The following is a 12,933-nucleotide window of genomic DNA, read 5'->3' as shown; positions in this document are numbered from 1 at the left end:
CACGCAGTGATTCGAACAAAACCCGATTCGGGAATCCGTCAGAAACGCATGTCAGGGATTCCGTCCACACGGCCTAGTTTTGGATATAGATGACGAGCTTCCCCCAGAACGTAGTATCTGCGAGAAGCGACCTGTTGTGTTTGTGCCAATTTCTCGGAGTCACTTGCACCGCTCGAAACGATATCCGAAATTTTAGCATTATCTGCGTTTAGTTCGTCCACGAGACTGCTGAACTGCGTATAGGCGGCTTCTCGGTCTTCTGAGGTCTTGCGAATAGTATCTCCGTACACGGCAATGCCGCCGGCGATGATGGAGATGACAGTCCCCACGACTCCGGCAAGAGCGCCGAACCGAAGATAGCGGCTTTCGCCCGGACTGGGCAATTTCTTTTCGATGTCGGCAACCCTGTCCCTAAGCTCTTCAATTTGAGCCTCTTGCTCGGTCATATAGCGCGTCCACTGTGTTTCTTTGTCGATAAAAGCGCCGGACAAAACGCGTGTGCAACACTAAAGTTAGGGCCTTACCCAGCGAAAACGCACTCGTAAGTTGAATAGCTGATAGCTTCACCGCCCATTCGTATCCAAAGGCTTTGATATTAGGGTTTCGAACCATTTCTCTTGATCTGGAGAACCGGAACGATCACAATTCGAAAAAGACGCGAGCGGGGAAGCCGTGAAGAGAAGAACCATCCTTGCTGGGTCGGCCGCACTCTTGGCTGCGTTCGACGCCCCCAGGGCGCGGGCCAATCATACGGTGCTTGGCCCTCCAGGCCCTAACGGGCTCCCTTCTATGGTTTGGGTCCAAAAGCCGGCGATAATTCAACAGAAATGTCCTGAATGGTGTTGGGCTGCATCATCATCCATGATCTTTTGTACTTGGGGTCACCCCGTCGATCAGATGGTAATCGTTCAACGTGCATACGGCGTCCTGGCATGCCAGGCTAGTCAGTCGATAACTATAGCTCAGGTAATGAGTTCGACGTGGCAGGACGACAACGGACAGCAATTCCAGGCCAACGTCACTGCCGCTTATGACGTTGTGAACAATGTATCAGCAATTACCAATTCTGTTATCGTTAACGAGCTTGGAAACAACAGGCCGCTGATCTACGGCAACGCAACTCATTGCATGATGGTGGTTTCAGCGGAGTACTTTGATACTCCTACGGGACCAGACATACGGGCGGTCGGAGTCATGGATCCATGGCCATACAATCTTCCATACCATCCTTTGTCTATGGCAGAGATGATTCCAGCTCATCTAGGGGGGCAGATGAGGTTCTTGGCCTCCGTGATGGTCGCCTGAAGCGCCGCTCATTCATTCGGACGGGACTCTGGCCAGCAAAGGGGCCGTAGGCGTTACGCCGTGGTCGTCAGGCGATTAGCTTAATGCACGGGGACTAATATGTCGTTCCATGGATTGAGGATGCTTTTTGCATTTGGGCTCACGTTCCTGATTCCTGCTGTTGCCGCTGGGAACCATTATCACGTCGTTACAGGAGATGCGGCGCGATTGGGGACCTCTTCCGCATTAGTGCGACTAGTGGGAGGTATCTACAAGCCATTTGTCTCGTCCGACCCGTATTCTGCTCCAGAACCACCTGATTTGGTCGATGCGATAGCGCCGTTTGCCAGTTCTACACTAAAGGCTCTGCTTTCGGCCCAACAGCAATGTGAAATAAAAAGTCAGGGGGAATGTGGATTAAATTGGGATGTGGTAGTTGATGGGCAAGATTGGGAAATTCCAGAAGCACCTCATCTCGTTTCGACGGTGATTGCCAGTGATCGTATCGACGTGCTCAGTAGCTTTACTAGTTTGGGGCACCCTATCGCTGTACGGTACATCTTCAGGAGAAAGGCTGATGGTTGGCGTTTAGACGACATACGGGGAAGTAGCTCTGATGGAAAATTCGAGAACTGGTCTCTGCGTAGAATGCTGACCCAATCTCTCGGAGGACACTAAAACTGTTAGACCGCCTAGAGCGGTTCTGTCGCAAACTCTGGCCCTGGAAGTATTGGGTAAGGACTCGTCGGAGCTTCAGGCGGCTACTGCGAACAGCTCGGCAACGAGGGCGGCTTGCGCCTGTATATCCCGACCGCCGATGTCGTGAACTTGTCCCTTTCTGATCATCGCCATCGCTTCGTAGCCAACCAATGTCCGCCGGGCCGTTCGGAAGCTGCCGAAACCGAGCCCCGGCCGAACCAGCCGTTTGATCCGCCGGTGATCCTGCTCGACGATGTTGTTGAGGTATTTGCACTGTCGCAGCCGGGAGAAACGCCACAAATGGCCGCTCCGCTTCATCTCGGCCACGGCGTTCGGATAGGCCGGGTTCTTGTCCATCGTGATCGTCCGCGGATTGCCCGTGTGCGGCTGCGCCAATGCCTTGCGGAAGAACCGCTTGGCCGCAGCGGCGTCGCGCCGGACGGTGAGCAGGAAGTCGATGGTCTGACCGAGGCTATCGACAGCGCGATATAGATAGGTCCAGACACCTTTGACCTTGATGTACGTCTCGTCCACCCGCCAGGAACCGGTGCATGGGCGCAGGTGCTGTCGCACTCGTTGTTCCAGCGTCACTGCGTAGGCCTGGACCCAACGGAACAGCGTCGTGTGATCCACCCCGACGCCACGGTCCGCCAGCATCGCCGAGAGGTCGCGATAGCTGATCGGGAACGCCAGATACCAGCGCAGCGCCCAGAGAATGACCTCAGACGCGAAGTGTCGCCCCTTGAACCCGCCGTTTCGCCCCACCGCCATCACCTGTCCACCGCTGCTTCACGCCTTCTACCCCAACGCGGCGCCTCACGGCGCACTGCAACAGAACCGTCGGAAACGGTAACCGATTAGCTCCCATTTGTTGGCGCTAACGAGCTCGACTATGAGCTGGCGCGGGAGACCTGGTCGCGGTTCTGGGGAAAGAGGCTCTCGGAGAAGAAACGCCACTACTAGCTACTCAACTGGCGATTGCATATTGCCGGGTGCTCCAAATTTTATGGTTGCTTATGCGTATCGTCGGGCGCTTTTGTCGATCAAATATGCCCGAACAAGAGGCCCAAATCTAGGAGCTTAGGGCGAGAATTTGCGACATCGAAAGGAAAATGCCAAGCTCAGCCGAAAATCGCTGTCTGAGATTCGGTGGTTTGCAGGGGTTGTGGCGACCGTGATCTCCATCATCGCCGGCGGCATTGCTGTATACGAGACACCGTCCGCAAAACCGCAGAAGACCGAGAAACTGCCTATACCCAGTTCAGCAATTTCGTCGGTGAACTTACGGCGGACAATGCCAAAATTTCCGATACTGCCCTAAAAGCTAAGCAACCGACTTGGCGAAGATGGCAAAAACACAGCAGGTCGCTTCACGCAGGTACTCCATTCCAGGCGATTGGCGACTCAAGGCAGTGATCACCGGCCGCAAGGGCGAGAGCTCCGTCGCGCACTCACTGTCTCACGAACCGAGCGTTCGACATGGGCCTGCTGACGCAGACGACGAAGCCGGCAAAGGAGGTGCTTGGCGTTCAGGCCTCGGTCCAGAATCACCGTGTTGGAGCTCCCTGAACCAGAAGGCAGCAGCGACTGAGGGGCTCAAGCTAAGCCGAGCGACGCGCGACCTCGTCCAAAAGGCGTGTCAGTGACTTCTATCCTACCTTTAGCTGTGGCCACGAAGCTCGATTCTGGCTTTACGCTGACACTGTCCTTCGTCATAATCCTATCGGGAACTGCGTCGAGGTGCGGGGTGGGGACCGTGTCGAGATCCATGCCCGTTAGAAACGAGTTGGGATCTGGCTCGTGCGGGCGGGCTGGGAATTGCTGCTGCAAACGCGTTCGCTCGGGCTGCCCGCGTGACGAAAGACATGGGGCTAAGGGCATCCGCGGACCGTGGTTTTGCTTCGCCGCTGGGGGCGTCCAGCATCTTATAGATAAGTAAAAAGTCTTCGTCGGGGACAAGGGGGACGCCACGAATTACACCTACGACGTTTTCCTTAGCTATGCTCGGGCCGACAACGTCCCGAACGAAGCCGACCGACTGTGGGTCGACGTTTTCTATGACAAGTTGATCCCTGTTTTGCGGCAGAGCCTGAATGGGCGCGAGCCGCGGGTGTTCTTTGACAGGACCGAAATCGAATCGAACCATCAGTTCGACAAGCTACGTGATGCTGCTAGCGATTCTGCGGTTTTTCTCGCAATCGTTTCCGGCGCCTATGCAGAGCGGGAATGGACGCGGCGCGAACTGGAGGCCTTCACCCAGGCCGCGTCTTGGAAAGACGGCACAGAGACACGGCTCTTTGCAATTGAATGTGTAGAGCCTACCGACCGCTGCCTTTATCCGGCGCCGCTCGATACCCATATCGCGCAACAATTCTGGAAGCGCCACGGCGCGGTTTCAATGCCGCTCTGGCCACGCGATCTCGAATACGGGGTCGGCATCGTGGCGATTGCGCGCCAAATCGCCCGCAAGCTGACCGGGATGCGGGAGGCGGCTAGTGCAATCGCGGCTGCATCCGTCGGGGAGCGAGAACGCTGCGTGTTGCTGGCTCACGCGGCGGAGGACGTGGAAGACGAGCAGGACGGCGTGCGCGCCTATCTCGAGCAGGCTAATATAACGGTTCTTCCGACGGCCGAATACCCCGATTCCGCGGACGGATTCCGCAGTCGTTTTGAGGCCGACCTCGCCCGTGCCGGTAGCTTCGTCCAGCTGTTTAGTCCGCTGCGAGGTAAGCGCCAAGGAATCCCAGAAGGCTTCGTCCGCTACCAGGCAGCAGCAGCAGCAGCCCGAGCCATCAGTGGTGGGCTACAGATCCTGCAATGGCGCGATCCGATGCTCGATCTCGGGCGCATCACGGATCCCGAACATCGCGCATTGCTCGACGGCAAGCGGGTAGTCGCCGATGGAATCGAGTCATTCAAGGCGACAATCGTCGCCCGCGTCCAGGAGGCTGGACGCCCGCAGCAGCCGCGCAAAGAGTCAGGAGCGCGACGCTTTCTTTTCATCAACCACGACATCGAGGACCGTGCACTCGCGTGCGCCGTTCGCGATGCGCTTCCGGCCGGCGAGTTCGACCTCTGTTACCTGCCGATATTTACACACAATCCCGAGGAGAACCGTGCCGACCTCGAGGGCAACATCGTGGACTGTGACGCGCTCATCTTGGTCAACTGTCACACCAGTTTGAATTGGGTACGCGCACAGTACCGGCAGTTCCACCGGCTCCTTAGCTTGCGCAAAGAGGCACCGCGCTTGGTAGAACTCATCGTCGAACCCCCCGAGAAGACCGAAGATGACGGAAGCATCGTTGCCGGCCTGCATCGCCTTCGGGTGCACGCACCGATAGACCAACAGACGGTCTCCTCCCTCGCGACAGTATTACGCTTGTGAGCAGAATATGCGCCCTGCCCTATCCGGGGCTCCGATCGTTCCGCAAGGATGAATCGTACCTCTTCTTCGGCCGCGAGGCATGCGTCGACCAAATGATCGAGCGGCTTGCGGCCACGCGTTTTCTTTCGGTGCTTGGCTCCTCGGGCAGTGGCAAGTCCTCACTCGTGCGGACCGGGTTGCTCCATGCGCTCGATCTCGGGCTCATGTCGCGCGCTGGCTCGCACTGGCTGATCGCCGACCTCCGGGCCACCGGACAGCCGGTTGCGAACCTCGCACGAGCCTTGTTGAGGGCGATCGGGACCGTACCCGCCGCGAAGGAAGTCGCCGAACTCAACCGCGAGCTCCGCCGCGGACCGCGCGCGGTCGAACTCTGGTGCTCTGCGGGAAATCTGCCCGAAGGCAGCAATATGCTGATCCTTGTTGATCAGTTCGAGGAGCTGTTCCGCTATTCTGGGCGAGCCGCACTCGACGAAGCGGAGATCTTTGTCCGACTGCTGATCGCGAGTGCCCGCGCGCGCGGGACCCATGTCTATGTCGCACTGACCATGCGCTCGGAATATCTCGGGCCCTGCGCGCTGTTCCCCGACCTTGCGGAGCAGATCAATGCCGGCCTCTACCTCACCCGCCGGATGACGCGCAACGAGATTCAGCAGGCGATCGAGGGACCGGCACGTGTCTGCGGCTTTCAGATCGAACCCGAGCTCGTCAACCGGATACTGAACGACCTCGCGCGTTTCGCACCCGAGTCGGATGAGCCCGGTGTCGATCCGTTGCTTGTGCTCGCCCGCAGGGCTGATCAACTTCCCCTGATGCAGCATGCCTTGAACCAGATCTGGCTACGCGCCACCGCCGAGAGCGACGACCCAGTTACACTGCGGCTCGCCCACTACGAGGCTCTGCATGGCCTCGAGGGGGCGCTGAACCACCATGCCAATACTGTGCTCGCGGAGGTCCTTCGTGCCATCGGCGAGGACCAGCGCGATGTGCCGGCACGGGTGTTCCGCGCACTTGTAAACGGCGATAAAATAGCGGGGGCAGTGCGTAGGCCGTGCAGCTTTGGCGAACTCGTGGGGATCGCCCACGGCCGTCCCGAAGCGATCCGTGTCACCATTGAAGCGTTCCGCGATCCGTCATGCAATTTCCTCACGGTGGCGCCGTCTGGACCGCTTGTGCCCGAGTCCACGGTCGATATCGGCCATGAAAGCTTGATCCGCCAGTGGATGCAGCTCAGCACTTGGACGCTTGAGGAGGCGAAGGCCGCACAGGAGTATCGCTATCTAGAGGAGACGGCGCGGCGCTGGAATTCGGGCAGCGCGCCGCTGCTGCAAATGCCTTATCTCGGCATTGCGCTCGACTGGCGCGCCCGCGAAACACCGGCCCCCGCCTGGGCACAACTCTATGGCGGCGACTTCCACCTCACCATGCAATTCCTTACGCAAAGCGGAGCGATGCAGCAACGCCGCCGCCGCCTGCGCCGGGCCGGCATGTTCGCGGGAGCTCTACTGATCGTCCTCGGCACGCTAGCCGGCTACGGTTACGCGCGCAGCCGTGCCGATCAGTCGGCGCGGGCCGACGCAGACACCAGAGGTGACAACTACTATTTTGGCCAGCGCGGCGCACAGCGCGACTACAGCAAAGCCCTCTATTACTATAAGAAAGCTGTCGCACTGGACGACGCCATCATAGGCGGCGACGCCTATGCGGAGTTCAGCATCGGCTTTCTCTACATGAAAGGCTACGGCCCAACGGAAAATTATGCGAAGGCACGCCACTGGCTGCTGCGCGCTGACGCCGACGGCTCGGGCGATGCGGACAATATGCTCGGCGTGATGTATGAAGAAGGCTACGGCGTTCCCAGCGATTCTCAAACAGCAATGAAGTGGTTCACCCGGGGCAGTCACCGCGGCTCTGCTGGAGCAGAAGACAATATTGGGAAGTTCTACAAGGATGGGAAGGCCGTTCCAAAGAACTATCAGCTTGCGATGATGCATTTCAAGCAAGCTGCCGCAGAGGGATCCACCTACGCGGAATACCATATTGGGCAGCTGTATGAGGGCGGACTTGGGGTAGCGAAGGATCTAGGCCAGGCCCGACAGCATTACAAGGCGGCGGCAGATCGAGGGAACACCGATGCGGCCCAACGACTTGGCGCGATGTACGCTCTCGGCAGGGGCGACGCCAAGGATATGTTCGGAGCGCTTTATTGGTTTCAGAAAGCGACCGAGGGTGACGACCCAAATGCCGAACTCACGAAAGGCTACATCTACGAGGTGGGTTTGCCGCGGGACTATAACGCCGCACTCTTTTGGTACATGGCAGCATCTAGGCATGGAGTTCTACTCGCCAACTACGAGATCGGCGGCCTGTACGAAAACGGCCGCGGGGTGAAGAAGGATTATAAGAAAGCATTTGCCTGGTATCAGAAGGCAGCGTCCCAAGGTGACGCTAATTCCGAATTTAAGGTCGGTGACTTCTACGATAACGGTGTTGGAGTAAGGCGGGACTACAAGCAGGCTATCGCCTGGTATGAGAGGGCAGCCGCTCAAGGAAACGGCGCGGCGATGTACAATCTTGGCAACCTCTATGATAATGGCCTCGGTATCGCCAAGAACGAGAACACCGCGATCTCCTGGTTTCAGAAGTCGGCCGCGTTCGGTCAGGCTGCCGTCGCCGCCGATCCGACCGACATGGACAGCGAAACGGCTGTCGCGAGATCATATAACCAACTCGGAGAGATCTACTCGGATCAAGGGTCAATGGCCGATGCGATAGTATGGTACCGCAAGGCGCTAAACACGTTTCAGATCGTGCAGACGAACGCTCCCGCAGACCAGGATGCGGCCAAAGGCGCGGCGCAAGCACTCGGCAGTTCTTCAGAGGCGTCCATAAAGACGGGCGCATTCACGCAGGGATTGGACGAGGCCGAGCAGGCGATCCGCCTCGTCGACACTCAGACTTCCGGTGACCAGACATCCGGTCCACCCGCACCATGGCTCTGGCTCGAGTGCAACAAGGCGGATGCGCTGATGATGCTCGGGCGGACAGACGAGGCCCGCGCAATCTATCTCGACCCGCGTAACGTGGCGGTGACCGACGATGGGACGGGAGTGCCGTGGAAGAGCGACGTGTTAAGCGACCTAAAAACACTCGGCTCTCCGCCGCTGCTCGCCAAAATTCCACAAGACAAACAGGCGACTGTCCGAAGGTTCATCTTCGAAATCAAAAGCAGTTTTTCCAATGGCTAGGCCTTTGTTGTCGACATTGATGGCGCAGTTATCGGGGGAGTTGAATGGACCACCAGGGGCAAATTTGCGGCCTGCGGCGGCGGGTCAATCCGGCCAGTCCGATACATCATTTTGATTGACGAGCTTCCCGCGGCCATCCACCTGTCGGTTCACGAGCTTCAGCCTGGTGATCTGCCCTCGATCTCGCACCTGGTCACGACCGTTGGCCGGCGAATGGCCGCCGAGCAGGTTCGCGACATAACTCTTACGGGCGGCCGCTGCCCGATCGACCGGCAATATGACCCTGGGCGTAATGGCATCGCTTGGACGCATCTATGACCCATCTCTTCATCGACCCTTTTAATCGCCACGGGATGACGCAATCTCTGGTAATTTGGATAGGAAGGCTCTGAGCGTGGACGGGAAACTCCAGCGCCGCGGCGTAGGTGTGTTCGTCGTCAGCTTTGGCTCCGTCTTCATCATTGCGCTGCTCTCGCTTTTCGTCACCGATAGGTTCAAACGCCCCGTCATCGAAGACATCTATCATTCGGTTGGTCTCTTTACCGGAAACAGCTCCTGGGCGTTCGACAAGTCCGCCTCTCCCACCCCACCGCAGATCTTCAAGGTTCTTGCTATTGTCGCGCCCATCGTATCTCTCTTCGGGCTTGCCGAACTTTTCACCGGCCGCGCTTGGTCCGATCTTCTGCGTCTCTGGAGCGTGCTGCTGGTCCGGCTGGGGCGCAAGCGACCGACTGCCATCTTCGGCCTCACGTCTGAAAGCCTCGCCTTCGCGCGCTCACTCCGCACGCCCGACAGGCTTGAACTGCCGGTCATCTTCGATCCGGAACCTTCGCTAACTTTGCTCAATCAATGCGAACATGACGGAATTCCAGTCTTCACCCTACTGCCCAAGCAGAAGGATTATTTCTGGCCACGCCTGAGCTGGGTCGGCCTCGGCCTTGGCCTTGGCTTCAACGCTCTCCCCGCCTTCCTGCTAGTTCGTGCAAAATATCACATCTCATTCTTTTCCGATGCCGATGATCAAGTGCGCTTCGTCAAGGCGCTCGACCGCTGGCTAAGCGAGCGCGATGTCAGCCCCATGGACATTTGGCTGCTCATGCCCCAGCGCGGGCTGCGTCAGCGGCTCGATAGCTACCTTAAATTCTACGCTGAAAGGCTCAGACTGCGATTCTTTGATTTCTACGGCCTTGCTGCGCGCCAGCTTCTGCACAAGCACCCTCTCGATGTATGGGCCGATGCACTGGGGCACGAGCAGATCCACCTGGCCATATATGGTTTTGGCAATCTCGGCCGCGCGATTGCCAAGGAAGCGGCGCGCTACTACGTGACCCGTGCCGCGTTCAGTGGTTTAAAGCTGCGGCTTCGCGTCAGCGTCATTGACCGAGCCCCAGACGCGGCGATGGCCGCCTTTCTGGCCGAGGAGCCAGAGATCCAGCAGCTTCTCGATATTAAGCCCATCGAGGCGACGCTGCAGATCAGCGGCTTCACAGCCGAACAGGTGCAATCCGTGGTGCCCGATCACGTCACTGCCCACATTATCACCCTCGACGAGCCCAGTTGGGTAATCGCGCAAGCCCTCTCGCTGAGGCGCTGGATGCTGGAGCCGCCCCCGGCCGCGGACGCCAAATGGATGGCAGATCATCGCAACGCGCCAATTTTCGTGACCGTCGCGGACCGGGGTGGCCTGGGCGGACTGGTGCGCTCGGGCAACGACCGGACACTGCGTCCTGTCGGTAATTCCGAAGCGCCGGACGCGATCTTCGGCTTCGGCAACGTCGATGAGCTACTCCACCACACCGCGATTGTGGGAACCGACCGGGATGCGGGAGCAGCGGTTCTGCACAAGCACTACACTGAGCACGTAGGTCCTGGCGAGGCCGACCGTCCGGCAGCAGTCCCGTGGTCCGATCTGGCCCCGAATCTGCGTTATTCAAACATGCTGGCCTTTGACCACCTGCAGGTAAAGGCCCGGGCCTTGGGCTATCGCATCGTTACACCCCTCGAGCAGAATGCTTTCTCGACGCGGACGGGCGACGTCGGCGGCCACATTGTGGAGTTCCCGAAGCCGGACGCTCCGCCGCCTCTCGCTTTCGACGAGGCAGAAAAGGAGATTCTATCGAAGTTGGAGCACATGCGATATGTCGCCGAGCGAGTGTCCGAAGGATGGCGTCGCGGGGACATACGCTGCGACGCGATGCGAGTGCACCCCGATTTGCGGGACTGGACACAGCTCGGCGACACGGAAAGAAAAATTGATGACGCCCTGATCGTCGCAATACCGGCCGCTCTTGCCAAGGTAAAAAGACGCCTTGTGAGAGCTCATTTCGTCGGCATCACAGGCCATCGGCTGCCCGACGCGCGGAGCAAAGCGCCGCCACGGATGGACGAGGGATGGGTGAGGCAAAACCTGCGCGAAAAGTTGAGTAAAATCCTCGGCGAACATGCCGGCGCCGTTCTGTTGACCGCCCTCGCGACTGGCGCTGACACCTGGGCGGTGGATGAAGCCCTAAAGCTCGATATGCCTTATAATGTCGTGTTGCCGCTGCCCTACGAACTTTACCGGGAGGATTTCGGTCCTGAGGCCGAAGGATACGCACACCCGTCGCAGGCGACTAACAGTTGGGACAATACCTTCTGCTCGCTGGTTGCAAGAGCCGAGTATTATCTGGAGATGCCGCTGCAGCATCGGTGCAGCGAGATGAGCCGACCGCGGAGCGGAGACATAGCTCCGGCAGCCCGTGTGCGCCGGGCCGTGCAATATGCACTCGCTGGGCGATACATCGTTGAGCGATCCCACACGCTGCTGGCGGTGTCTGATCGCGAGGCCTCTCGCGGTATTGGGGGCACCGCTGACTTAATAGCGATGCGCGAAACCCTGGCGGCGGGCTCGGCCAAGCCAGAAATGAGGCTTAGGTTTTTTGCTGCTCCGCCAATGACGCGGCCGGTAATCATCCCGGCCTGGCCCCCCCGGGTGAGAAGCTGAACTGCACCCCGTTTCGACCGGACACCGGCCGTAGCCGGAAGGCCCAGGCATAGACCTGGTGTTATGCCGGCATTGTCAACTTAACCAGTTGCAGTCGGCTCTCGGATAGGAGCATGGAGCACGACGCATTTATGCTGTCGTCTGGGCACACGTCTCCTGGTCCCAAACCCTGAAGGCCGCTGAATGGGTTGCCCGGCACCGCCTCGCGGTCGTAGATGGCGCCGTGGATGAAAATGGCCATGGATGAAGGCGTGTGCGGATAGGAAGCGTTGCGCTTGCCGCGCCGACTTGAAGCGCTGCATCTGCCGTTCTCGGCGCCGCGTCGGTCGATGCGAGTTCTCCGCTCGATTGTTGGGGGTCCGGTAGCAGCGGAACCGAAACTGCATTTCAGCTCTCATCGTCCATGATGGTGGGATCGCGAAGCGGTCGAAGCTCTCCGCGGGCAATCTGGTCGGGCAGGATGAAGGCGTAGCGGCCGAGCATGTTGATATGGTCGAACCCAAGCGGCGACAGCCGGGCTACATCCTCTGGGCGCACGTCGAAGCCCTCGGCACGGAGCCGGTTCAGCGCGGTGTCCATGTAGATCGTGTTCCACAGCACGATGACGTTCACCACCAGGCCAAGCGAGCCGAGTTGGTCCTCCTGGCCTTCGCGGTAGCGCTGCCGCAGTTCGCCGCGCTTGCCATGGAACACGACGCGGGCAAGCTGATGGGTATCCATCCGCCGGTGGCCGCCTGGCGTTGGTATGATCGAGCGCGCTTAAGGTCGTCCTTATGAGTGCGCATAAGGATGGTGGATGAGCCAGGTGACGGTTTTCAGCGGCCATGAGCGACGGCGGAGATGGAGTAACGAGGATCGGTCCCGCATTTTAACAGAGGCCTTTTCCTCAGACGCCTGTGTGGCGGCCGTTGCCCGCCGGAACGACATCTCGACGAGCCTGATCTATCAATGGCGGGACAAGCTCCGTGGCGACGCGATGCCTCCGGCCTTTGTGGAAGCCGTCATTGGCGATGGCTCTTGCCAAGACGAGGGTGATGTTTGCCCTGCGATGGTGATCGAGTTGTCTGGCGGAATTAAAATGGTGGTATCTGCATCGGCGCCTGCCAGGTGGACTGGCCCCACCGAAGGGTTTGTCGTCGGCAACATACACCCAACATCGGGCGATATCGGTCTTGCCGGCGGCGAGGACAGGGACAGTCGCATCATCGCCGTGGAGCCGCTCGGCCGAGAAGACGTGGCGCTCCAGCGCAGTCAAAATAGGAGCTAGGGCATGACAGGCCGCGCCGACAGCATCGGCCATGGTCGATAACGGAATTGGCACGCCCTCTAATTCA

Annotated in this window: 6 protein-coding genes and 5 pseudogenes; 5 read left to right on the top strand and 6 right to left on the bottom strand. The window is 59.1% G+C overall.

Annotated features, from left to right (window positions below; translation table 11 throughout):
• Nucleotides 1-38: 38 nt before the first annotated feature.
• Nucleotides 39-446, bottom strand: coding sequence for a hypothetical protein (locus GSQ92_RS06330; RefSeq protein ID WP_159013156.1), 408 nt, complete (start codon nucleotides 444-446; stop codon nucleotides 39-41).
• A 979-nt stretch (nucleotides 447-1,425) separates the two neighbouring features.
• On the opposite strand from GSQ92_RS06330, the gene GSQ92_RS06320 reads away from it, so the two are divergent.
• Complete coding sequence (locus GSQ92_RS06320; protein ID WP_159013154.1) at nucleotides 1,426-1,962, top strand: hypothetical protein; 537 nt, start codon at nucleotides 1,426-1,428, stop codon at nucleotides 1,960-1,962.
• A gap of 75 nt (nucleotides 1,963-2,037) precedes the next feature.
• On the opposite strand, the gene GSQ92_RS06315 is transcribed toward GSQ92_RS06320, so the two are convergent.
• Complete coding sequence (locus GSQ92_RS06315) at nucleotides 2,038-2,754, bottom strand: IS6 family transposase (protein ID WP_159013153.1); 717 nt, start codon at nucleotides 2,752-2,754, stop codon at nucleotides 2,038-2,040.
• Nucleotides 2,755-3,982: 1,228 nt separating this feature from the next.
• On the opposite strand from GSQ92_RS06315, the pseudogene GSQ92_RS06310 reads away from it, so the two are divergent.
• Nucleotides 3,983-5,371: pseudogene (locus GSQ92_RS06310) on the top strand (toll/interleukin-1 receptor domain-containing protein); the annotation flags it as partial.
• Nucleotides 5,368-8,616, top strand: coding sequence for a hypothetical protein (locus GSQ92_RS06300; RefSeq protein ID WP_371418537.1), 3,249 nt, complete (start codon nucleotides 5,368-5,370; stop codon nucleotides 8,614-8,616). The pseudogene GSQ92_RS06310 and the gene GSQ92_RS06300, both read left to right, overlap by 4 nt.
• Nucleotides 8,617-8,700: 84 nt before the next feature.
• On the opposite strand, the gene GSQ92_RS06295 is transcribed toward GSQ92_RS06300, so the two are convergent.
• A complete protein-coding gene (locus GSQ92_RS06295; RefSeq protein WP_159013150.1) occupies nucleotides 8,701-8,928 on the bottom strand; it encodes a hypothetical protein in 228 nt (75 codons plus the stop codon).
• An 82-nt stretch (nucleotides 8,929-9,010) separates the two neighbouring features.
• Here GSQ92_RS06295 and GSQ92_RS06290 point away from each other — a divergent pair, with 82 nt between their 5' ends.
• Nucleotides 9,011-11,599 (top strand): hypothetical protein, encoded by a 2,589-nt coding sequence (locus GSQ92_RS06290; RefSeq protein ID WP_159013149.1) that lies wholly within the window; start codon nucleotides 9,011-9,013, stop codon nucleotides 11,597-11,599.
• A 227-nt stretch (nucleotides 11,600-11,826) separates the two neighbouring features.
• On the opposite strand, the pseudogene GSQ92_RS06285 reads toward GSQ92_RS06290, so the two are convergent.
• Both GSQ92_RS06285 and GSQ92_RS06280 read right to left on the bottom strand, forming a co-directional pair.
• A pseudogene (locus GSQ92_RS06285) lies at nucleotides 11,827-11,970 on the bottom strand (DDE-type integrase/transposase/recombinase); the annotation flags it as partial.
• A gap of 16 nt (nucleotides 11,971-11,986) precedes the next feature.
• Nucleotides 11,987-12,310: pseudogene (locus GSQ92_RS06280) on the bottom strand (Tn3 family transposase); the annotation flags it as partial.
• Nucleotides 12,311-12,395: 85 nt separating this feature from the next.
• Between GSQ92_RS06280 and GSQ92_RS30765 the strand changes: the two are divergent.
• A pseudogene (locus tag GSQ92_RS30765) lies at nucleotides 12,396-12,572 on the top strand (transposase); the annotation flags it as partial.
• Nucleotides 12,573-12,650: 78 nt separating this feature from the next.
• On the opposite strand, the pseudogene GSQ92_RS31580 reads toward GSQ92_RS30765, so the two are convergent.
• Nucleotides 12,651-12,933 (bottom strand): annotated as a pseudogene (locus GSQ92_RS31580) (transposase); the annotation flags it as partial.

The organism is Acidisoma sp. S159 (assembly GCF_009766125.1).
Taxonomy (GTDB): domain Bacteria; phylum Pseudomonadota; class Alphaproteobacteria; order Acetobacterales; family Acetobacteraceae; genus Acidisoma.
This window is presented reverse-complemented; position numbering and strand designations above follow the sequence as displayed.